14 protein-coding genes are annotated in these 23,660 nt (G+C 40.6%); 6 read left to right on the top strand and 8 right to left on the bottom strand.

Annotated features, from left to right (window positions below; all coding sequences use genetic code 11):
* Positions 1-188: 188 nt before the first annotated feature.
* The 8 genes from F0919_RS13025 to F0919_RS12990 form a co-directional block, all read right to left on the bottom strand.
* Positions 189-3,734 carry a DUF7948 domain-containing protein gene (locus F0919_RS13025; RefSeq protein WP_190277386.1) on the bottom strand — a complete coding sequence of 1,182 codons (3,546 nt, stop codon included), beginning with the start codon at positions 3,732-3,734 and terminating at the stop codon, positions 189-191.
* A 214-nt stretch (positions 3,735-3,948) separates the two neighbouring features.
* A complete protein-coding gene (locus F0919_RS13020; RefSeq protein WP_150033202.1) occupies positions 3,949-4,584 on the bottom strand; it encodes a response regulator in 636 nt (211 codons plus the stop codon).
* 185 nt (positions 4,585-4,769) lie between these two features.
* Positions 4,770-4,955: a CsbD family protein gene (locus F0919_RS13015; RefSeq protein WP_150033201.1), complete on the bottom strand. Its 186-nt coding sequence runs from the start codon at positions 4,953-4,955 to the stop codon at positions 4,770-4,772.
* Between the two features lie 112 nt (positions 4,956-5,067).
* Positions 5,068-5,481 (bottom strand): RidA family protein, encoded by a 414-nt coding sequence (locus F0919_RS13010; RefSeq protein WP_150033200.1) that lies wholly within the window; start codon positions 5,479-5,481, stop codon positions 5,068-5,070.
* Between the two features lie 92 nt (positions 5,482-5,573).
* Positions 5,574-8,756: a translation initiation factor IF-2 gene (gene infB / locus F0919_RS13005; RefSeq protein ID WP_150033199.1), complete on the bottom strand. Its 3,183-nt coding sequence runs from the start codon at positions 8,754-8,756 to the stop codon at positions 5,574-5,576.
* Between the two features lie 287 nt (positions 8,757-9,043).
* A complete protein-coding gene (gene nusA, locus F0919_RS13000; RefSeq protein ID WP_150033198.1) occupies positions 9,044-10,300 on the bottom strand; it encodes a transcription termination factor NusA in 1,257 nt (418 codons plus the stop codon).
* Between the two features lie 56 nt (positions 10,301-10,356).
* Positions 10,357-10,812 carry a ribosome maturation factor RimP gene (locus F0919_RS12995; protein WP_150033197.1) on the bottom strand — a complete coding sequence of 152 codons (456 nt, stop codon included), beginning with the start codon at positions 10,810-10,812 and terminating at the stop codon, positions 10,357-10,359.
* A gap of 207 nt (positions 10,813-11,019) precedes the next feature.
* Complete coding sequence (locus F0919_RS12990; RefSeq protein ID WP_150033196.1) at positions 11,020-12,525, bottom strand: malate:quinone oxidoreductase; 1,506 nt, start codon at positions 12,523-12,525, stop codon at positions 11,020-11,022.
* 148 nt (positions 12,526-12,673) lie between these two features.
* Between F0919_RS12990 and F0919_RS12985 the strand changes: the two genes are divergently transcribed.
* The 6 genes from F0919_RS12985 (at position 12,674) to F0919_RS12960 (ending at position 23,636) form a co-directional block, all read left to right on the top strand.
* Entirely contained in the window at positions 12,674-12,871 is a 198-nt protein-coding gene (locus F0919_RS12985) for a hypothetical protein (protein WP_150033195.1), read from the top strand.
* A gap of 326 nt (positions 12,872-13,197) precedes the next feature.
* A complete protein-coding gene (gene paaA, locus F0919_RS12980; protein ID WP_150033194.1) occupies positions 13,198-14,139 on the top strand; it encodes a 1,2-phenylacetyl-CoA epoxidase subunit PaaA in 942 nt (313 codons plus the stop codon).
* A gap of 117 nt (positions 14,140-14,256) precedes the next feature.
* Positions 14,257-14,868: a sterol desaturase family protein gene (locus tag F0919_RS12975; RefSeq protein ID WP_150033193.1), complete on the top strand. Its 612-nt coding sequence runs from the start codon at positions 14,257-14,259 to the stop codon at positions 14,866-14,868.
* A 107-nt stretch (positions 14,869-14,975) separates the two neighbouring features.
* Positions 14,976-17,585 (top strand): hypothetical protein, encoded by a 2,610-nt coding sequence (locus tag F0919_RS12970; RefSeq protein WP_150033192.1) that lies wholly within the window; start codon positions 14,976-14,978, stop codon positions 17,583-17,585.
* A 21-nt stretch (positions 17,586-17,606) separates the two neighbouring features.
* Entirely contained in the window at positions 17,607-18,425 is an 819-nt protein-coding gene (locus F0919_RS12965; protein WP_150033191.1) for a hypothetical protein, read from the top strand.
* Positions 18,426-18,458: 33 nt separating this feature from the next.
* Positions 18,459-23,636, top strand: coding sequence for a hypothetical protein (locus tag F0919_RS12960; RefSeq protein ID WP_150033190.1), 5,178 nt, complete (start codon positions 18,459-18,461; stop codon positions 23,634-23,636).
* Positions 23,637-23,660: the final 24 nt, after the last annotated feature.

The following is a 23,660-nucleotide window of genomic DNA, read 5'->3' as shown; positions in this document are numbered from 1 at the left end:
TCAAATGTTTTTGCCATGTAATAATGGCTTGATTGAGGATAAAATGTGGAAGGCTTTTCCTTGAAAATGCATTAATATCCTGATAAAAAGAAGCACTGATTTTCAGGAACATATCAGAAAAAATGAAATGGTCATTTTATTCTGAAATCCATTAAAAATCAGTGCTTTATTTATTTAAAAGAATGAAATTACCTCAATAAAGTAACATTTCCTTGTTTATGATAATTTGTTCCGTCAAGGAATGTAACCTGAAGCACAAAGGCATAGGCTTCCATTTCCTGTGGCTTGCCTTTATAGGTGCCATCCCAGCCATGATCCTGGCTGTTTGATTCAAATACTAATTCACCCCAACGGTTATAGATCTTTAAATTCATAGTGGCTATACTGTAACCTCTTACGTACAAAACATCATTGGAACCATCGCCATTAGGGCTGAATCCGGTCGGAATATCTGCCAAAGGTGTAATGTCGGCGCTTACTTTCCTGCACATTTCATCAGGACATCCGATTTCGTTATAAGCGGTCAGACACACATTATAGGTTCCTGTTCTGGCATAATCATGCACAGGATTTACTTCGGAACTGGTTTGCCCGTCGCCGAAGCTCCAATTATACCGCGTGGCATTCTGGCTTGCATTTACAAAGGTCGTTGGCACATTTGTTTGCGGAATAACCGGATTGTAGCTGAAAGCTGCTGTCGGTTTAGGGAACACCGTCAAAGTATGCATTGCCGAATCAACTCCATTACAGGATCCTGGATTTGTAACAATTAATTTGACAGTAAAGGTTCCGACAGTATTGAACCTGTAACCTGTGCTTTGTGTATTAGCAATGTCCTGACCATCAGTGAATGCCCAATTGTATGTAACTCCGTTTACGGAATTATTTACAAATGTTGCGGAATCGCCCAAACATATAGAATCTGGCATATTAAAAGCTGCATCAACAAATAGTTGCTCAAAGGACAATGTTTTCACAACGGTATCAGGAGAATTACACGCATCCGGATTTGTCATAATCATCATCACATTATACGTTCCGGGACCCGAATAATTATGCGAACCGGGACTCACGGCATTTGAAGTACCTCCGTCACCAAAAAACCATTGATAAGTGGAATTGGCCTGTGTCTGGCCTTGCAAGGGCAGTGAAGTGTTAGTGATATTGATATGCGGGTTTGTACAGGTATCCAGTAATTGAAAATTAAAATCGGCATGGATGGTATCGGTTAGCACAACTACTGTAAGATAAACGGTATCGTGAGTCTTGCAGGCATTCGGATTGATAGCGACCATCATCACTTCATAAGTGTTAGGCGTATTGAAAGTATGTGTCGGTGCAAATGCAGTGGATGTAGCACCTCCGTCATCAAAATCCCAGAAATAAGAAGTCGCGTTGCTGGAGTTATTACCAAAATTTACGGTCAATGGTGCGCAGCCTGTAGCATTAGGATTGGCATCGGCCTGGGCACGAACGCTACCGAGATTGAATGCGATTTTCAAAGCCCCTAAATTACAATTGTTACTTCCGTTAACGGTGGAATAAGCGCCTGGTGTCGCAGGGAAACCCGTTCCACCGCCACAACTTGCACAAATAGCCTGGTAAACCACACCATCCGGATTAAAACGGCTTGTACCGCCATCCACATGTTCACCCTTGCCTGCTGCTCCAAAATAAGTGCCGTAAAGCAAACTCAATGCATTTTTACTAAGTACGATAAAATAAAAATCATTACCATCTGTGGTGCTTTGCAAGGCATTGCCTGTAATAGGAAGACCGGTGGTAGTCAGTCCTGAAGATGAACCGTCATCCAATGGAATATTGGAGCCCCAACCGGAGATGTAAACATTCTGGCAGGTATCTACAAGAAATGCAACAGGTGAAATATTAGGGGTACTTGTCGCTCCTGTACCAAACACGGTAGAATATATGGATGTAGTCAGATTGCTGTTCAGTTTTTGTAGGAACTGACGTGATCCGGCATTTGAATAAACGCCTGCTGAGACAGGGAAAGCGCCAAGGGTTTGCCCCATTACATAAACGTTATTCTCCAGATCATTCTGCAATCCATAACATTGGTCGTAAGCAGAGGTGCCGATAAATGTTCCTTTTTGCAAGGCATAGTTACCGCTGTTTAAAAATTTAAGGATATATCCGTCAGCCAAACCACCCTGATAAACATTGTGATATGCTCCGGTCATGATTGACGTATGGAAATCTGAACTTTGTGTTCCGCCTGCTACATATACATTTGCCTGTGCAGTATCGAATGCCAGAACATACGCAGCATCATTATTACTGCCTCCTATGAAGGTACTGTAAGTCATTGTGGAAAGTGTGGTATTCAACTTGAAAAACACTCCGTCCTGAGTACCACCCAAGTTACTTTTTGCTGCCGTAGGCGTAAGAGGAAAATTACCGGATTGCGTACTGGCGGCAACATATACATTGCCCTGCTTATCACAAAGAATTTCACTACGTGAAGCATCGCCATAGTTATATCTCAGCGTGCCATGATTTCCATAAAACCCGGATGTCACATTGGTTCCGTCATCATTCGAACCTCCCACATAAGTAGAACCGATTAAAGCGGTTCCTGTTGCGTTGAACTTGGTAACGATAATATCATAACCACCATTGGCAACACCGTCAAAAGCAGTTGAAGATACCGGATAGTCAATAGATAGTGTTTTGCCTACCAAAGCAAGGTTATCATTCTGATCCACTACAAGGCTATGCGGCAAATCGTCCTGTGCGCCGCCGATATAGGTTGAATAAATGGGCACTGTTCCGCCGGGATTAAATTTTGTAATTGAAATATCGCAGGGCAACTCTGTGCTTGGAGTTGTACCGCCATGAAATACAACCTGAAATGCCCCGGTAGTTGTGGGATAGCCTAAACCACCTACAATACCACCTGCGTAGAAATTGCCGTTTTTATCGTAGGTAGCGGTAAAGCCCCAGTTATCTGCCGTTGAACCTGTTAATGTTGCAAAGACAACTGTAGGGTCGATGATTAAGTTTTGCGCCTTATCATATCCGTCAGGAAAAGTATAAGTCAATTCATTACCTGATAATTTATATTCGCAACGTACTTCTTTCAGGCTGCCATTTATGTATTGATAAGCATAAGGAGCCATCTCTGTAATGGTTCCCACTGAAGTTTGAAGCAGCAAACTTCCCTGGTTAATTTTCATTCCATTCAAACCTTCAAAGGCAACACGGATTTGAGCGGCATCAGCTCCTGCATTTACAATGAAATCATATTTGGCATGTCCTTTATCAGAACTGATATGTAAATCTATTTTAGGGTAAATGTTTTTGTAATCTATATTTCCGAAAACGGGCACTTTGCTTTTCCAGTGCGCAGCATCCTTTCCTAAATAGTAATTATGATAAAAGCTTTGTTTTTTACTGCCTTCCGTTGTTGGTTTCAGGTTGGCGCCTATCCATTTCATTTTATAGGCGTGGTATTTTAATGTAGCATCCTGTAAGCCATCTTCTTTAACAGCATGTATTTTTTCAGGATTGCCGGCATCTCCTACCACATAGGTTATGCCTCCATTTTCCAAATAAATATCTGCATTGGCCGATATGCCTTTATACAGAAAAGGTTGTTGCCATTGACCCTGATTCTCTACAAAAAGCAATGGCAGGGGCCCGCTATTTTGCTGTGCTAAAACAGTGATGGAAAGGCAAAAGATATAAGTAAGGAAAATAAAAAGTTTTTTCATCCAGCCTGATTTTATACTAATAAAGATTCCCATTGACAATACACCTATATCTTTTATAAAGCAAAGTGAATTGAAAATGGAACGGGTATAAAATTAATAAATTAAACCCAATGTTTATAAAGACGGGCTGCCATCCCGATTTGTTGGGATAATCCGTATTATGCCTTTGATTTTAAGAGGTTAAGTACCTTTTTCGAACAAAATTTTCGTGAGATTAAATGTATTTATTCTGTCTTGCGGTTTTAATAGCGTCTGCGCGTGAATGGACATCCAGTTTGGAGTAAATATTTTTAAGATGGGATTTTACTGTTTCCAGATCGATAAACATTTCAGAAGCAATACGGCTGCGGGTTTTGCCGTCGGCGACCTGCTCCAGTATTTCTGTTTCTCGGCGGGTCAACGGAGATTCCTGGCTGCGTTGAAATGAATGAACTACCATTCTTGCAATATTTGCACTCATAGGGCCACCGCCTTCCATGACTTCACCAAGTGCTTCTATAATTTTTGCCGGCGGCGTGCTTTTTGTAAGATAGCCGGCAGCGCCTTTTCCCAATGCATCAAATACCGTTTGCTGATGGTCGTACACCGTTAGCATGATAATGTAAATATCTTCAACCTGTGCTTTTATTTTGGGAATGGCTTCCAGGCCACTGATTCCCGGCAATTCCACATCCAGCAAAATAATGTGCGGATCATCCACCTTAATGCTTTTCAGGGCGTTTTCCGCTGAAGAATAAGTATTGACAACGCTATAGCCATCTGTTTCATTGATAAGATAAGCATAAGATTCCCTGATGGTTTCATCGTCCTCGATAATGACAATTCTGATATCGGAGCTTGCTGTGCTCATAGCCGGAAGGTTGATAATTATGAATATTCAAAACTAAACATAATTTCACCATTCCTAATAATAAAAAAGCGTGAAGGATGAATCCTCCACACTTTTTGAACTTTGCACTCGTTATTCAACTTAATGAGGGCTTCGATTTTCCCCATCTTGCTGAATAATTCCCTGCAATGATATCATTGCAGCATTTACAAAGAATCAATTTCCTTTTTTACTTCATCTTTTGTTTTACCAAGCTTCTGCTGAAGTTTTCCGTATAATTCGTCTTCTTTTCCTTCTGTATAAAGCAAATCATCATCAGTCAGATCCGCATATTTTTGCTTCAGCTTTCCTTTCAACTCGTTCCAGTTTCCTTTAATTGATTGCGTATTCATAAAAATCTTTTATTGGGTTAAAAATCAAATCGTCTGTTGCGCATAAGACAATAAGAAAACAATAAAAGAGATTTAGTGTTTGTGAAAGGCTTTATAAGCTTGTGTTAATCCGTTAGTCTATGGTTGCAATACATTTCAACTCAATAGCTATCGACGTAGGTAATGAATTGATTTCCACTGTTGTGCGGCAAGGTTGATTGTCTTTAAAATATTCTGCATATACTTTGTTATAAACAGCAAAGTCACGTTTCATATTCACCAAAAAGACGGTTACATCTACTAATTTATCCCAGCTGCTGCCGCTTTCTTCCAATACAATCCTTACATTATCAAATACATTACGGCATTGGGCTTCGAAATCGAATTCAAGGAAATTGCCGTTTTTATCCAGTTTCAAACCGGGTATTTCATCCGTAACCGTGCGCGGACCAATACCTGACAAGAACAATAAATTGCCGACTTTGCGGGCATGCGGATAAAGGCCTACGGGTTTTGGCGCTTTATCGGTAGATATTTTTTCTGACATGGGGCAAAGATAGAAAATTAGTATTGAGAATGGGAATCTATGAATACAAAAACGCCGGTTCGTAAGAACCGGCGTTTCAGATATTTACTTCATTAAGCCAATTTACGTTTTACTTCTACTTCTTCGTAACCTTCCAAGACATCACCTACCTGAATATCGTTGTAGTTCTTAATACTCAAACCACATTCATAACCGAAGTTCACTTCCTTCACATCGTCTTTGAAACGTTTCAATGATGCCAGTTCTCCTGTATGTACTACGATACCATCGCGAATGATATTGATTTTGGTCTGACGGCTGATTTTACCATCCGTAACATAACAACCTGCAATCGTACCTACGCCGCTGATTTTATAAACTTCGCGCACTTCGATATTACCAACCACTTTCTTCTCAACTGATGGTTCCAATAAACCTTCCATTGCCGATTTGATTTCTGCAATCGCATCGTAAATGATGGAGTAGTAACGAATTTCAATGTTTTCCTGATCAGCCAGACGCGCAGCCTGAGGAGAAGGACGAACCTGGAAGCCCAACATGATTGCATCGGATGCGGAAGCCAGCATTACATCTGATTCCGTAATCTGACCAACACCTTTCAATACTACATTTACTACAACTTCTTCGGTAGATAGTTTTTGTAATGAATCGCTCAATGCCTCTGCAGAACCGTCAAAGTCAGCCTTAATGATAACATTCAATTCCTTGAAGTTACCCAATGCCAGACGACGACCGATTTCATCAAGGGTAATATGTTTACGGCTACGTAGTCCTTGCTCACGCATAATCTGCGCTCTGTGATTGGCTACGTTTTTCGCTTCCGATTCATCTTTATAAACTTTGAATTTCTCACCAGCCTGTGGCGCTCCGTTCAAACCTAATACCTGTACCGGTGTTGAAGGTCCTGCGGTTAAGATTTTCTGTCCACGTTCGTTGAACATGGCTTTTATCTTACCGAAATACTGACCGGAAACAATCATATCGCCTGAGTTCAAAGTACCTGACTGAACCAATACGGTTGAAACGTAACCACGTCCTTTATCGAGGGATGCTTCAATGGTAGAACCGACACCTTCTTTATTAGGGTTAGCAGTCAGTTCCAGCAATTCGGCTTCCAATAATATTTTCTCTAATAATAAATCTATGTTCGTTCCTTTCTTGGCAGAAATTTCCTGACTCTGGAATTTACCGCCCCATTCTTCCACAAGGATATTCATAGCAGAAAGCTGTTCCCTGATTTTTTCAGGATTAGAACCTTCTCTATCTATCTTATTGATAGCAAAAATCATCGGAAGGTTTGCAGCCTGAGCATGGGAGATGGCTTCACGCGTCTGAGGCATGATAGCATCGTCCGCAGCGATAACGATAACTGCAATATCCGCAGCTTTCGCACCACGCGCACGCATGGCGGTAAACGCTTCGTGACCCGGCGTATCCAGGAAGGCAATTTCTTTACCGGATTCTGTTGTTACTTTATAAGCACCGATGTGTTGTGTGATACCACCTGCTTCACCTGCCACAACGCTTGCGTTACGGATATAATCCAGCAAGGATGTTTTACCGTGGTCAACGTGACCCATGATGGTAACGATTGGCGCACGCGGCTTCAAGTCTTCAGGTGCATCTATATCTTCTACTTCATCATCAGAGCTTTCTTCAAGATTGATGAATTCTACTTCACGATCAAATTCACTTGCCACCAATTCAATAACTTCTGCATCCAGACGTTGATTGATGGACACCATGATACCAAGGCTCATACATTTGCTGATGACATCGGCAAAACTTACATCCAGTAAATTTGCTAATTCACTTACAGAGATGAACTCGGTTACCTGTATTACGCTACCATCGTTCTCCTGTTCGGCTGCGGCACGTTTTTCGGCCATTTCCTCACGTTTGTTACGACGGTATTTTGCTTTAAGATTTTTATTACGGGCACCGCCGCCTGAAAGTTTGGCTTGTGTTTCCCTGATTTTGTCCTGAATTGCTTTTGCGTCAATTTCCTGATCTGCAACGGGAGCATTACGGTTCGGCCTGTTTCTGTCGCCACCCTGACCCGGACGGTTTTGACCGCCCTGACCCTGATAACCGCCACCCGGACGGGGACCACGATTCTGACCGCCCTGACCCGAACCTTGTTGGCCCTGGCCTGCAGGACGATTCCTGTTATCTCCACCCTGACCTGCAGGACGAGGAGGTCGATTTTGTCCCTGACCCTGATGTCCGCCACCCTGACCCTGATGAGTATTACCGCCACCTTCAGGCTTTTTGCCTTCTAATGGAATGCGTTTGCGTTTGCGTTTATCTTTACGTTCCTGCTTGCCACCAACGGTGTTTACAGGCAAGTCAATTTTACCGATGATTTTCGGGCCTTCCAGTTTCGGAGCCTTCATTTCAATATGTTCCGGCGTATTATCTTCTATTGCTTCCGGAGCAGGAGCCGGTACTTCCTTAGGCGTTTCAGCCACAGGAGCGGGTTTCGGAGCTTCTACCTTTACTTCCGGAGCTTGCGGTGTTTCTGCTTTTTTAGGAGGCGCTTCTTTTCTTGGCGCTTCCTTCTTCAGTTCTGCAACTTTTTTAGGCTCTTCTTTCTTTTTGGCAGGCGCACCTTTTTTAGGGCGCGTGCTCAGATTCAGATCGTCTAAATTAATTTTCCCTTGCACCTTGGGGCCTTCCAGTTTCGGAGATTGCATTTCAATATGCTCAGGCTCTGCAGCTTCTTCCTTTGCAGGAGCAGGCTCAGGCTGTGGTTCCGCCTTTTTCTCTTCAACAGGTTTCGGAGCAGGTTCTGCTTTTTGCACAACAGGCTCCGGTATTGGTTCCGGCTTAGGCTCGGGCTTAACCGGTTCCGCTGGTTTTTCTGCAACAGGTGCTGGTTTCTCTTCCACCTTTGGTTCCGGTTGAGGCGCAGGTTTTTCAACCGGCTTTTCTACTGCTTTCGGAGGTTCCGCCTTTTCTACCTTTTTGGCTTCAACAGGTTTCTCTTCCTTTTTATCTTTGGCAGTAATGTCAAGTTGTTCTTGTGTTTTATGCAGGCTGTCAATCAGCGAACCTTTAGGAAGTGCGATGGATTCGCTTTTCTTCTTAGCATCTTTAGCCTGTGCAAATTGATTTTGAAGAGCTGAATACATTTCTTCCGTCAATTTTGCTGTTGGCTTGCTTGCATCAATTTCAAAGCCTTTCCCTTTCAGAAAATCAACGAGTGTTTCCTTTCCGATGTTAAATTCCTTGGCAGCTGCCAATAAACGTGGTGTGTTTGTTCCTATGGACATTCTTTAATTAGCTTCAACCTTTATGGGCTATCGGGCACATTCCCTTTAGCAATTTTTATTGACAATAGCCCATCTTTAGATCCGGTTGAAAACCAAAGAGAGCGGTACTTATTGTATAAACCTGCAAATGTAGTTAATTTCCCTACTGATGCAGCTTTTAAATTGTAATAATAACATCAATGACTTATTCATAACATTGATGTTTCATACAAAGACACAGGGACATTCCAAAAAGTAAAGTAAGACCTGTGTCTTTATGAGCAATTATATTGTTCACAAAAAGAGAACTATGCTTCTGTGCCATCATCTTCAAATTCTGCTTCCAATATGCGGCGCACATCGCGAACGGTTTCTTCTTCCAGGTCGGTACGGCGAATCAGTTCTTCAACAGAAAGCTCCAATACGCTTAATGCAGTATCGCAACCTACTTTCTTGAATTCCTGAATTACCCATTCTTCAATTTCATCGCTGAATTCTTCCAGGTCAATATCGAAGTCTGCAGATTCCTTCACATCGCGGAATACGTCAATGCCGTATCCTGTAAGCTGTTGTGCCAATTTGATGTTCACGCCTTTTTTACCGATAGCCAGGGAAACCTGATCCGTATCCATATAAACATCTACATGGTGGTTTTCAGCATTCACGTCAATACGGTTCACTTTTGCAGGTGTCAATGCACGTTGAATCAACAACTGGATGTTCTGAGAATAATTGATAATGTCAATGTTCTCATTATGCAGCTCACGAACGATGCCATGAATACGGCTACCTTTCATACCTACACAGGCGCCAACCGGATCAATACGGTCATCATAGCTTTCAACGGCTACTTTAGCGCGCTCGCCCGGTTCGCGAACAATTTTCTTGATGGTAATCAAACCATCCAATATTTCAGGTACTTCAATTTCCAGTAGTTTTTCAAGGAAAGAAGGGTGCGTACGGCTCAAAATGATAACCGGTGTATTGTTACGCATTTCCACTTTCTTTACTACGGCACGGATAGGTTCTCCTTTTTTGAAGAAATCTCCCGGAATCTGTTCTCCTTTAGGCAATAACAACTCGTTGTTATCGTCATCGAGCAACATCAATTCTTTACGCCAGATCTGGTACACTTCGCCGGTAATGATTTCACCTACGCGGTCAGCATATTTTTGCAATAAACTGTTTTTCTTCAGGTCGCTGATACGTGCTGCCAATGTTTGTTTTGCAGCAAGGATGGCGCGACGGCCAAAGTCAAATACATTTACTTCTTCATAAAGTTCTTCACCAACGGTATAATCCGGGTCAAGTTTTAAAGCCTCTGCCAGTTCCACTTCGGCCAAGTCATCTTCAGAAAAACCGTCTTCAACAATGATACGGCGACGGAAGATTTCCAAATCACCTGTCTGGTCATTTACGATTACGTCAAAATTATCATCTGAGCCGTATTTTTTGCGCAACAAGGTTTTGAAAACGTCTTCCAATACCTTCATTAACGTGGGACGGTCAATATTTTCCGCCTCTTTAAAATCCTGAAAAGATTCGATAAGGTTGATACTTGCCATTTTACTTTAGTGAATAGTGAATAGTGAATAGCTGAATTGCTGATTTCTATTCAATGTTAAAAACTGATTTGAACTACTGTTTTTTTGATATTACTAAAAGGAATAACCGTTTCCTTTATTTCTTTCTTTTTGCCGATGGTTTCTTCAATAGTGATCTCGGTTTCCGTTGCTGCCATCAATTTACCTTCAACCGGTTCGCCTTCATTTAGGGTTACTTCCACTTTACGGCCGATGTTTTTATTATATTGGCGTAAAAATTTCAGGGGCTCATCTACACCGGGACTGCTTACTTCCAGCGAAAAATCTCCGTTCAAAAATTCCTCTTCTTCCAATTGACGATACAAGGCTCTGTTTATTTTTGAAACGGCTTCAATCGTTACGCCTGCATCACCATCAATAAATATCTTGATATTGTTTGCAGGAGATACGGTCAGTTCTACTAAAAACAAAGCTGAATCAGCAATGAGCGCTTCTGTTTTTTCCGTTAATTGCTTTACTATACTGTTTTCCATTTGCCTTAAAAGACGAGGTTTAATATTCCGATTCCGGTTTAAAACGAAGAATGGGGGCTTTAGTAGCCCCCTCTCTTTCGAAATTCTATGCAAATGTATAATATTTTTCTTTTTTATTCAAAAAATATTTTTGAATTTATGTTTATCATTTTCAAAAAACAGCGCCCTTCTTTTCCAAAATGCGTCCTGTTTTTTGGAGTGACCATTCTACACAGTTTCAGCAGTATCCAACTTTAAAACTCCGGAATACCATTTCCTCATTTCGTGCAGTAAGTCAGGGTTGTTTCCTAATTCCCGGCCAAAGGAAGGAATCATTTCCCTGATTTTGCTTTGCCATGAAGCCGAACTCATTTGTTCAGGGAAGCATTTTTTCAACAATTCCAACATTACCGAAACTGCTGTAGATGCACCGGGAGATGCGCCGAGCAAGGCTGCAATAGAGCCATCGGCAGCGCTTACCAGTTCGGTGCCAAATTCAAGCACGCCATCGCCTTCTGCATTTTTCTTGATTACCTGTACCCGTTGTCCTGCGATGGCAAGCTCCCAGTCTTCCATTTTTGCATCGGGATAAAATTCTTTCAGCACTTCCAGTTTTTCTTCCGGAGACAGGCGTACTTGCTGAATCAGGTATTTGGTAAGCGAAAGATTGTGTATGCCTGCCTGTAACATGGGAACGATATTGCCGAACTTAATGGAAGTAGGCAGGTCCATGTAGGAGCCGTTCTTCAAAAACTTGGTGGAGAATCCTGCATAAGGCCCGAACAGCAATTCCTTTTCGCCGTTGATCATGCGGCTGTCCAGATGCGGAACGGACATTGGTGGCGCACCTACAGCTGCTTTACCATAAACCTTTGCATGATGCCTTTCTATAACTTCAGGATTGGTGCAACGCAGCCACTGGCCACTTACAGGAAATCCGCCATAACCTTTTGCTTCGGGGATATCGGATTTTTCCAGTAGATGCAAGGCGCCGCCGCCTGCGCCGATGAAAACAAATTTTGCTTTTATGATACGGGTAACATCGGTAGTGAGGTTCTTTACTTTTACTTCCCAGTATTTATCGTCTTTGCTGCGGTCAATATCTTTTACGTCCTGCGCCAGCTTCAGAATGGATCTGTCGCGGCTGAACAGATACTGAATCATAGACCAGGCCAATGCACCAAAATTAACGTCGGTACCGAGGTCCATTTTTGTTGCCGCTACTTCTTCGGTGGGATCACGGTCTTCCATCATGAGGGGAAACCATTGCTTCAATACGGCATGGTCTTCCGAGTATTGCATGCCTTTAAACAATTCATGTTGCGTAAGGGCTTCATGGCGTTTCTTCAGGTAAGCAATATCTTCGGCACCGCGCACGAAGCTCATATGCGGCACGGGTTTTATAAAATCGGGTTTTATAAGGTCATGCTCTACGAGATAGGCCCAAAACTGTTTTGAAACTTCAAATTGTTCATTAATCTTAAAGGCTTTGCTGCAATCAACGGAACCGTCTTCTTTTTGCGGGGTATAGTTCAGCTCGCATAAAGCGGCATGGCCGGTACCTGCATTGTTCCATGCCGCAGAACTTTCGGCAGCTACTTCATCCAATCTTTCCAGTATCTCTATATTCCAATCAGGCTGTAATTGTTTCAGGAAAACGCCTAATGTTGCGCTCATGATGCCTGCGCCGATAAGCACCACATCTACCACTTGGTCTTCTGATTTCTTTGTCATTTCGGTTAAATAAGGGCGCAAAATTAGAATTTATCTATCGTTTAGCCATAAACCAGATTAAGAAATGCCTGCGGAAAATGGAAATTGACCTTAATCAAGTGCATGCCGGACGAATATTAATACACCGGTAACAAATGAATAACGATTAATGGCAAATTATTATGCATCTGTGGCAAACGAGTTTCCATGTGTGTCAAATGAAGTTCGATTTAAAGCAAATAGTAATGCGTCTGCAACAAATGAGTTTCCATTTGTGGCAAATGCAATTACATTTTTACGATGGGTTGCACCCATCGCTATTGTCTTTCACCCTTTCAGGGTTTTCTATTTTGGTGAATGGGGTTAATGACAATTGCGTTAAAAGATCCCGCCTCGGTATGACAAGGTGGGAGGCGGAAGCTATCCGCAAAAACATTGAAACAATTATTGATAGTGAATTATTTTATTTCTCATCCCAATCGTATTGCCTGTGTATTTTTTCAGGCAGGTGAGATTGTTCAAAAAAGAAGTGGCAAACATTTTTGCTACAGTAAGCAAAGAATTAAAGCATCCGTCAAACGTCAGTCCCTTTTAGCACTTCGACAAGAAGAACCCGGCCTTACAGGAAGGCTATAGCACATCATTAAAGTAAATGGCAGAATTACCTTAACTTTGCCTCTTCAACTTTGTTTTATGGCTGAAATTAATTTGGAACAAAAGTTTCAGGAAAAAATAGATAACGAATTGCGCATCGAGCCGAAAGACTGGATGCCTGAAAAATATCGCCAGACTTTAATCCGTCAGATTTCCCAACATGCGCACAGCGAAATCATCGGTATGCTGCCTGAAGGAAACTGGATTACGCGCGCACCGTCTTTACGCCGTAAAGCGGTATTGCTGGCAAAGGTTCAGGATGAAGCCGGACATGGCCTGTACCTGTACAGCGCTGCCGAAACTTTAGGTATCTCGCGCGATAAAATGTACAGCCAGCTGCATAGCGGCGAAGCAAAATATTCTTCTATCTTTAATTATCCGACTATCACATGGGCCGACATGGGCGCCATTGGCTGGTTGGTAGACGGGGCTGCTATTATGAACCAGGTGCCGCTTTGTCGTGCATCTTACGGTCCATACAGCCGTGCCATGGTAAGGGTTTGCAAAGAGGAAAGCTTTCATCAACGCCAGGGTTATGAAATTATGCTGACTTTAAGCAAAGGTTCTTCTGTTCAGAAGAAAATGGCACAGGATGCGCTGAACCGCTGGTGGTGGCCTTCTATTATGATGTTCGGGCCGACGGATGATGCCAGTCCTAACTCTATTCAGAGCATGAAATGGAAAATTAAACGTTTCAGCAATGATGAACTACGCCAGAAATTTGTGGATGTAACGGTGGAACAGGCTAAAATATTGGGCCTTACCATTCCTGATAAAGATTTGAAGTGGAATGAAGAAAGAGGCCATTACGATTTCGGTGAAATCAATTGGGATGAGTTCTGGAATGTGGTAAAAGGAAACGGCCCTTGTAACAAAGAAAGACTGGAAACACGCAAAAAGGCATGGGAAGAAGGCGAATGGGTAAGAGAAGCGGCGCAGGCCCATGCCGAAAAACGCAAGGCAAAAAAGGAAGCGGCATAACAAAACTACATCATTATCAAATTATTAAAAGGCAATTCTCCGGAATTGCCTTTCTGTTTTTACAAACTTTTTAGCATTCGTTTTGTTATTTTCGTATCACAATAACCGCCCAACCAGATGCATATTGAAAAGATAAAAAACAAGGGACAAGGCAAGGTTTTCCAGAGCGAATATCTGGAAATGATGACTAAAACGCATCCTATTGTAATCTACAGCATGTATGTTCCAACTATTGTCTTCCTTTTATATTACGGTGTAGTTTATAAAGAACTGTCTGTAGCAGGCATGGCTGCTTTCTTTATTGCAGGTTTGTTTGCGTGGACGCTGATAGAATATATCATACACCGTTTTATCTTTCATATCGTATCTGATAGCCCTAAGGTACAGCGTGCTATTTATAAGCTGCATGGCATTCATCATGAATATCCCAGAGACAGGGAACGTTTGTTTATGCCGCCGGTGCCAAGCCTTATTGTGGCTACTTTCTTTTTTTCCTTACAATATTTAATTTTCGGCTGGAATGTGTTAGGGTTCTTTTCCGGGTTCCTTTTCGGCTATCTGCTTTATGGCAGCATGCATTACGCTATCCATGCTTTTACTCCGCCAACCTTTCTTAAAGCCTTGTGGCGTAACCATCACTTGCATCATTACAAATATCCGGAAAAAGGTTTTGGTGTCAGCTCTGTTATGTGGGACCATGTTTTTGGAACCATTCCTCCAAAGAAATAAACGGACCGGATTATTTAAAATACAGAATAGTAGAGGCGTTGCAATGCAACGTCTCTACTATTTTAATTACATTTGTTTACATTTTTTAGAATGAAAAATAAGCGAAAATGAAATTCTACTCCATACCGGTAATCATAAACGACAGAAGAGAAATCCTGCTTGAACTGACAGAATCGAGTGTTACAACGGGGAACAGCAGCTATATTGTGGAAGTGCCGAGCCTTACGAGCTTTAACCTGCTTTCCATACTGAGATCGAGCGTCATAAAAACGTTTGTAGAAGGCAGTCGTGACCTGAACATGGCACAAATGGATGCCGCTTGCAGCTACCAGAACAATGTAGTGACGCTTCGCCTGTATGAACGTCAGCCGGAAAAGCCCAAAGAACAGAAGGCAGCAGAACCGGAAAAACAAAAAGAGAAATTAAGCTATGAAGATCTTGAAGATTTTTTACCGGAATTAGCACCTGCAACGCCTGAAAATAAGTTTACCCTACATGAGCAACAGGAGATTTTAGGAAATGCCAACAGCCATCTGAATCTTTCGTTTGAATCGAAGGCAATGGGCGTTTATATTAAAAGCCGCCAGATAAAAGCAATTGACCAGCAACTTTTTGACCGTAATAAAGTGAGCCTGAAAGTAGTACTGGAGGTTAACGGAGAAAATTATTCCAATACACTGGATATTTATCTGGCACATCCGTCACAGTTTCTGGGTATTGCGCTGGACTTCGGTTCGGAATCGAGCCAGATGGCGGTTAAGCGTTATTCCAATGATTTTAATTTGCTGGAAAAGAAACCTGAAATTGAAAATCTGTTTCGCAATATCGTATCCTTTCATAAAAGCAATGGCTGGGTTTCACAAAATGAAATAGTGGATTTCTATCAGGAAGAAAAGAATACGAATTTCTATAAATCCCTGTTCTTCCTGAAAGAGCAGCTGAGCGGCGAATATGAAGATATAGACAAAGAGGTCTTCATTAAAAATATTGCCGACAACTTAAAGATGCTGGTTAATACCAAAGACGGGTTCAATACTTTGACGGAACAGAAATTTCATCAGCTGCCTAACCTGAAAATCATTCACAAGCATGAAGACTTATTGAATGGCATCAGCTTTGAAATTGAAAAGGATGGCTATGGCATTCCTATCAAGATGAGTGAAATCAAACAAAAGGTTTACAATACGATCCTGAAAGTCATGATAACTTCTTTCCTGAAAAAAGAGTTTATCCGGTACAATAATGCCACCCGCTTTATCCGGTTAATGTTATTGGTTCCGAACATTTATGACACTAACGACATTAATTATATACAGCATCAGTTAGGTAATATATTCAGGGAATTAAGCGAGTCGGAATATCAGGGAAAGATCCTGGCCTGGGAAGTACTGACTATTTCTGAAAGTGATGCAAGCTTTATCGGGTACATTAACAAGAGCAATATTCATGTTGAAAAAGACAGGGATTATATTATTATAGATTCGGGAAAAGGCACAACGGATTTTTCTATTATCAGAACAGGGAAGGACAGCATTTTTGACCTGAAACCTATATACCGCAATGGTTTTTCTGGTGCGGGCAATATGATTACTTATGCTTTGTTCGAAACATTGCTGCATTATATACGTGAAACTGCGGAAACAAAACAAAGCAGCATCAAGTTTATAAAAGACAGGATTGTAGGCATATTAACGAGCGATGATTTAGAACGCAAGAATAATTTCTATACAGAACTGGAACGCCTGAAGTTTAATTATAAAGGCATCAACATGAATGACCAGGTGCGAAGCACATGGGATTATGCAAAAAGCGGAGATATTACTTTTAAAGATCTGATTGAATATGGCGATGGCATCAATACCTTAATCAGCCTGCTTTCGGGCATTGAGAATGCTGCCGATTTCTATCATTATGTGGATGATGCCTGCAACTTTATAGCAGAAAGTACCGTCAGTTATTTAAAGCTTATAAAGGAAAATAAAAAAGACTTTAATTGTGCAGGGGTAATACTTACGGGCCGCAGCTTTATGTTTAAACCATTGGTGGATAAGCTGAAAGACAAGCTGACAAAAGATTTGGGCGTTGACGGTTCTAAAATAAATTTATTGAACAGCAACGAACTAAAAGATATCTGTATCAAAGGTGTGTTTAATAATTCTATCCGTTTGAATGCAGAGATGACGGGCTATCCTATTCAATTGATTTTTGCGGATGAAGCGACACAGGAAGAAACGAAAGAGCCTAAGAAACCATTGATTAACCGGAAGTCTTTGTTTGCAAGGATTTTCAATGACCTGAATAATTTTGAGCAGGCGGAAAAGGTATTGGCATTTGACACGAATTTAAAATTTGACAAATTACAGAACAGCCAATTCCTGATCGGCTCCAAAACATACAGGATCAGCGGCAATGAAATATTTCAAAAAACGCCGGGTACCAAATATGAGGCCAATGTTGAGTTCACGCATAAAGGTTATTTCGTAAGAAGAATGCATGATGGCGTTATAGATAGCATTGCGCCGATGCGGGCGATTGATGATACGGATAGCAGCGATATGAGCCTTGTGGTTCCAAGTCTTTTCCCGAATTATATTGACGAAAAATACTTAAACAGCTTGTTGCGCGACGATATAAAAATAACTACTGTAGCGCCGCCGGACAATAACAATGTAAGCGACGCAACGCCAAATCAATCTCAGAATCCATTATATTTTTAAGTCTGTCAAAATTTATAAGAAATGAAGCGAATAATTTTCATATTGATACTTGGACTGACGCCATGGATAGGCTTTTCGCAAGACACAACCCATCAGCCTGACACAAACTCCGGAGATACGGTGCAGCAGGATATTGTTAACGACCACGGCGAAGCCGGTGGCATTGATGCCAATGAAATAGCCAATAACAATAAAGATGCAATAAGCGGTTTATGGACGGGATTAATAGGAGGAACCATCGGAGCGGTATTGATGCTTGGCATCACATCTTATTTTAATTCCAGAAAGAAAAAAACGCAGGAAGAACAGCGTATACCTGACTCAAAATTGTTCATAGATGAAAGCGTGGAAGTAAAATCAGGCAACAAAGAAATAAGTGCAGCAGATGTGAAGAAACTAAAGGCGGAAATCAAAGACCTGAAGTTGAAGCTGGAAGAAGCGAAGAATGAAACAACAGCTTATAAAAAGAACCTGGATGTTTATACTGATTTTGACCAGAAGTATTATAACGAGGCATTCAGAAAGCTTATTTCGCCTATGAATGATGCTATGGAAAAAGGTTCCAGAAAGGAAATCATTGAAACGCTTTTGAAAATCATGAGCCACTTCAGCAGCCTTACACGGTATAAGATTGCAAAAAAGCAAGCTTACGATGAACCTAATATGCAATATCTGATGAACCAAAGGATGAAGAATGATGCAGCGGTCGAAATCGACAGTAATACGCCGGTTGATAAGATACCCAAAAACATAAAAGTCCTTGTTGACCTTCTTTCCGAGCAATCATCCACCGGTCTGGACGAATCTATTATTTCGGGTTATAAGATAAAAAACCTTTAAACAGAAAAGCGGGTAGCTCTTCAAGAGAACACTATGAATTTAAGAAGCCTTTATATTGCAATACCAAGCATCATCATTGTTCTGCTGAACATAATGTACGGCAGCGCTATCAGCTGGATGTTGAGCATCGGTATTATTGCATGTCTGTTATATTTCTTTGCACAAATCGGGATTGAGCAATTAATCTTCAAAAAAACAAATGTTGAAAATGTTTCAGATGCAGTGAAAGCCCATGCAGCGAAGGTTATTAAGAAATATAAAGTGTTGCTTTCATCCGGTTTACTAACCATTGTATTTATAAGTAGTGTGGTTTGCATTTACAGAACAACAAACCCATCCGGCGCGCATCCCTGGTTTTTCAATAATGATTATCACGCCATCAGCAATACGGGCATAGCCTTCAGCAAGGATTTGACATTTACGGAAAAGTTTGAGGATAGTTTACAATCAGAAGGCAGTATCAAGATTACTAAAAATGGTGTCAATAGTGCGGCGTTGCATTTCAGCAACTTCTACGAACCTGTATTTGCTGCGACGGAAACACCTAAAATTTTTACTCCGGTAAACAATATTTTTCCGCAACTCTTTCAAAAAGAGTTTAGCATTTCCAATGGAATCAATACCATCACTGTAACATTACAAGCCAAATCCAAAGGGTTTTTCAGTTTTCTACATCCTGACAGAAAGGCAAATATTGTTTATGATATTCAAATAAGCTCGAAAGACAGAAGATTAGCTGATGAGCAAAATATCCAGTTGCCATACAATGACCATTTACATATTGAAGAACAGGAATTAACGGAAGGAAAATCGCTTTACAATCTTTTGTTGAATAGCAAAAGCTTTAACTCCGGCAAGAATGAAAGCTATGCTGTGCTGGAATTTATGTTACGTCAATTGGGAGATAGTTATCTGCTAATGAACTATACATCTGAAGACAGAAAAGGTTATTCCATTTTTCCTTCCAGAGATTTTATGTTAAACGGATATCATCTAAAAGCAGACGGGACAGATGTCAAGCCTGAATTGCAGGTAAATGCTGACCTGTCATTTGGCAAAGAATTTTATATCGGGTTCCATAATACCCAGGCAAAAAACTATATTACTTCTATTAATAGCGCAGATTACGGCATTAATGCAAGTGATAACAGTATTGCTTTTATGTACGATTATCCGTCGTCCTACCTTTTATCAAGCCCTGCAAACTCACAACAAACAGGTAATAAAAACCTGCGTTTTGTATCCAATAATAATGATGATATAATTGCAACCGATTTACGTGAAGGTTTCTATTTCAACAATAACGGATTACAAACGGGAGGCCGTATCAGCGGCAACATAGACTATTTGTCGCAAGGCCCGAATGTTCCGTTAAAAGTTGGCGTGTCAGATCATAACGGCAATAATATTCATAAGGAAATAGCTGGTCATCAGTTCTATTTGAATTCGACTAATGCAGGTGAAAAGTATCTCTTTAACATCCGTGATTTTTCACAAAATGGGTTTCACTTTCATAGGTTACTATTGTTTGCTACCTTGATATATCTGGGCATGCTGGCTTTATTAATATTCTTTCCCGGGAAAAATCTGGTAAGAATAGAACCCATCATTTTTACTGTTGTATATCTGCTGTTGATACTAAGGCTCATTTTATATTGGCGTCTGGCAACGTTTCCGCCACTGGAAAATATTTCGAAGTACGAACTGGAAAATACTATTCTCAATTTCGATTACAGATGGGGCATTAAGCTTCCGGTACCCCTTACCTTAATCTGGGTGTTTTTATTTTTAGCAATTTTAGCTTTCTTCCGTTATCGCATCAGCATTGGAAAGCCATTTAAGTTTTCGCCTGAACAAAAATGGAAACTTACCAATTCAAAGCGCATCAATAAATACTACGCTTACTTTATCGGAGCATGCCTCCTGATTTTCTTTGTCAATAGTTCTTTAGTGCATATCGAAATATTGACAAGGATAATTTCGATTATTATTCCTGTAGCTGGTTACTGCTATTTTGCAATGCTTGCCAACAAACATTTCAGTTTTGAACATGAGTGGGTAAACGCAGGCGAATCGAAAGGCTATGTAAAGCTGAAAGCTTATTTTCACTACTTCCTGAATAACCCGACATTCGTAATAACGATATTGACCATTGCCTTTTTTGCCGTCACAGACAGGGGATTTGCTATTCTGTTTACTTTATTTATTTTGTTGAAAAACATCTTTTTCAACTTCCTTAAAAAGCCGTTCGATTCTTCCAGAACAAACCTGAAGCGAATGGTTTTCAATCCGAACAACTACTGGATTTACGGCATCCTTTCTTTGATTGCATACCTGACTATTCTTTCGTTCAAATCGCTTTTCTATTATCTCCTGACTTACAAACTGATTGTAATAGGATTGGCATTGCTGATACCTTTTATCATACTGTTTTTTTTCTATAAAAAACAGGGAAAGATTACAAAGATATTGGGTGGTGTTTTAGCGTTATACCTTCTGCTATTGTTAATACCTCCGACAAGAAATATGATGGAAGCCAGGGCCACTGCGGCAATCAAACATGTGCAATATCGTGCTTCCATCATTCACCAGCCGTTAAGCCAACTGCTTTCACAGAATCCGTATTCATCTTTTCAGACACAAAAAATTATTGAGACGGCAGAGAACCAATGGTTCATCAATTCCTATATAAGCAAGGAATACAATAACAATGCTACTATAAATCTCAGGCCATATTCCAGAGTAGGCGTGAATTATAATACGCAGACGCGTGATGTGGTGATTGCACGTTTTGTAATTGGCGAGTTAGGCAACTTCACTATGTATCTGACATTGATACTTACATTGCTGCCGCTGATTCTGTACTTAATTTCATATAGGCTTACGGATGATGCTTACTTCAAGTTGAACTACAAAAGCTATGCAGGCATCTTACCTTTATTGTTATTCTTTACAACGAGTTTATTTGTCTGGTTGACTGCAACAAACCGTTTTGTATTTTTTGGACAGGATTTTCCATTCCTCAGCCTTACAAGTAAACTGAGTGTAGTATTGCCTTTGATATTATTTGGCATTACATTGACACAACAGCCGAATACTTATCGTTCCTATCAATTGAACCTTCAATCTAACTTTACGCGTTATGCATTCTTTACTGTTTTGATAGCAGCTTTTGCATTAACAACTATTAAAAGCAATGAATTGAGCAGTAATAATTTTTCGATTATTGTAGAGAAAACAAAGAACAGGATCAACAATGATTTGAATGCCGTAATGGGCGAAATACAGGACAGCCTTGATGCAAAACGATTGCGTTACAGTTATTCGGGGCTCATGAAAATCATGGCTGAAGACAAAAATTTCAAAGCCTTATTAAATGATTCTGTTACGGATAATTATACCAGAAGTATTTTGAAACAACTGGTAGAAAAGCCTTCAAGTGCCATGCGCATAGACAATCCGCTGTATATCACTTATAATGGTTTTCAATACAGCGCTTTGTACAATGACCATTTATACCTGCATTTACAACCGGTAGAAAATAAATCAGTATGGAATGGTTCTATTGTTGAGCTCTATGACAGCAGCAATCATTTTGCTATCAACAAATGGATCAATGGCCGGTATGAGATCTTATATCCTTTGAAGGAAAAAAGCTTTTGGTTGTATCATTTTGCGAATGCCATCCGCAGCAATTATGAAGCAGATACTTTGCTGAAGAAGAATGTGGCTATCAGCCTGGATTATAACTTGCTGAAGAGCACACAAAACTTAATTGAAAATACTTACGGCGATGTAACCCAAAACAACAGCGGTTTCAGGTTTAGTGTTATTGCCGCTGACGGCAATGGCAATATACGCCTGATGAATGACTTTGTAACCAATAGAAAGCCATTAGATCCTAACGATGATTACGCCATTCAAAAACTGCAACAGAAGCATTTCTTCTTCAGTAATATCAGGAACGAAAGAGACCAATGGGGCAACAGCAATCTTATCGCTTTGCATTTAGGGCCCGGATCTTCTGTAAAACCATTAACAACAGCAGCTATCGCATCACAGATAAATGCAGGCTGGGAATCGTTGCACATGCAGGCTCCGGGCGAATTGCAATATGAAAGCTATGCAGGATTCAAATTATTGAAGCCCTGGGAAAATGATGACCATTATCGTGCAGGATATATGGACGTTAGTCGCTTCCTGGAAGTTTCCAGTAATTTCTATCAATCTGCCATGATATTTCTGGGTTCTTATCCACGCAATGCATTTATAAAAAACAATAAGGCCAGCATCAGGAACGTATTGAGCACACAAGCCGGCAATAACAATACTTATCCTTTGTTTGAAGTAAATGGCCTTGCTTATCACTTACCTAATTATAATAACAGAAGGGGAGCGTGGCCGGCGTCTGATGAAGAAGCAAAGCATAAAGATTTCTTCGGAAATGAAAACTCGTTATTGGCAAACGGATTACAAACCAATGCAGGATTGCAAACAAAAACGGTAATGCAGAAAGATACGCTCCTTTCATCTTACAGAAAAGAAAGTATGCTTGACAGTATGAACTATAGCTTTTTATCTCCCAATAAATCTATTTACTACTTATGGAGTATGCCGGAGCAATCTTCGCTATTGCAATCTCAACGTAGCTTTAAAGAGCCTTATCAGAATTTTAATATCGGATTGAAGACCACTACATTAGGCGGATATCCTTATCAGGTTTCTGCTTATAAGATGCTGGAAATGTATCTTTCTCTGTTTACTCAAAACAGAAATTTCGGGTTGAGCATAGTAGAAAACCCGCAGCGGAATGTAGCATGGAAGGTAGATACAACATGGAATGGCAATGCAAACTTTAACCGTTTTCTTGCTGCGAATATTTTCAAAGGCATGAACGATGTGATTTATGGTGCATGGGGTACAGCGCATGGTATCGGTGGTTTAGCGGCAGCACATCCGGGTTATTTTGTGTATGCAAAAACAGGTACGATAAATGAACAGGGTTCAGGTGTGCGCAATTCAAGAAGGCTTGTTGTTGTAATAACAAATAAAAACATGCAACAGCCAGAAAACATCGGCAGTAAAGACACTAAACTTTATGCTTTGTATTTCGCTATTGATAACAATAAAGATTTCGATTGGAGCTTATTAAACCAGATATTAAATGAAACCATGGCATCTAACTCATTTGCCAATTATTTCAGGAATTAATAGGTCAAAATTAATTCCCTTAAT

The organism is Taibaiella lutea (assembly GCF_008629695.1).
GTDB lineage: Bacteria > Bacteroidota > Bacteroidia > Chitinophagales > Chitinophagaceae > Taibaiella > Taibaiella lutea.
The sequence above is the reverse complement of the archived record's forward strand: the minus strand, read 5'-3'. Positions and strand labels throughout refer to the sequence as shown.

What these genes read in the sequence shown, in the direction of transcription:
- F0919_RS12965 (WP_150033191.1), top strand. Translation starts at nt 17,607, where the DNA reads ATGAAGCGAATAATTTTCATATTGATACTTGGACTGACGCCATGGATA.
- paaA (WP_150033194.1), top strand. Translation starts at nt 13,198, where the DNA reads ATGGCTGAAATTAATTTGGAACAAAAGTTTCAGGAAAAAATAGATAAC.
- F0919_RS12985 (WP_150033195.1), top strand. Translation starts at nt 12,674, where the DNA reads ATGGCAAATTATTATGCATCTGTGGCAAACGAGTTTCCATGTGTGTCA.
- F0919_RS13010 (WP_150033200.1), bottom strand. Translation starts at nt 5,481, where the DNA reads ATGTCAGAAAAAATATCTACCGATAAAGCGCCAAAACCCGTAGGCCTT.
- F0919_RS12995 (WP_150033197.1), bottom strand. Translation starts at nt 10,812, where the DNA reads ATGGAAAACAGTATAGTAAAGCAATTAACGGAAAAAACAGAAGCGCTC.
- F0919_RS12970 (WP_150033192.1), top strand. Translation starts at nt 14,976, where the DNA reads ATGAAATTCTACTCCATACCGGTAATCATAAACGACAGAAGAGAAATC.
- F0919_RS13015 (WP_150033201.1), bottom strand. Translation starts at nt 4,955, where the DNA reads ATGAATACGCAATCAATTAAAGGAAACTGGAACGAGTTGAAAGGAAAG.
- F0919_RS12960 (WP_150033190.1), top strand. Translation starts at nt 18,459, where the DNA reads ATGAATTTAAGAAGCCTTTATATTGCAATACCAAGCATCATCATTGTT.
- infB (WP_150033199.1), bottom strand. Translation starts at nt 8,756, where the DNA reads ATGTCCATAGGAACAAACACACCACGTTTATTGGCAGCTGCCAAGGAA.
- F0919_RS13020 (WP_150033202.1), bottom strand. Translation starts at nt 4,584, where the DNA reads ATGAGCACAGCAAGCTCCGATATCAGAATTGTCATTATCGAGGACGAT.
- F0919_RS13025 (WP_190277386.1), bottom strand. Translation starts at nt 3,734, where the DNA reads ATGAAAAAACTTTTTATTTTCCTTACTTATATCTTTTGCCTTTCCATC.
- nusA (WP_150033198.1), bottom strand. Translation starts at nt 10,300, where the DNA reads ATGGCAAGTATCAACCTTATCGAATCTTTTCAGGATTTTAAAGAGGCG.
- F0919_RS12975 (WP_150033193.1), top strand. Translation starts at nt 14,257, where the DNA reads ATGCATATTGAAAAGATAAAAAACAAGGGACAAGGCAAGGTTTTCCAG.
- F0919_RS12990 (WP_150033196.1), bottom strand. Translation starts at nt 12,525, where the DNA reads ATGACAAAGAAATCAGAAGACCAAGTGGTAGATGTGGTGCTTATCGGC.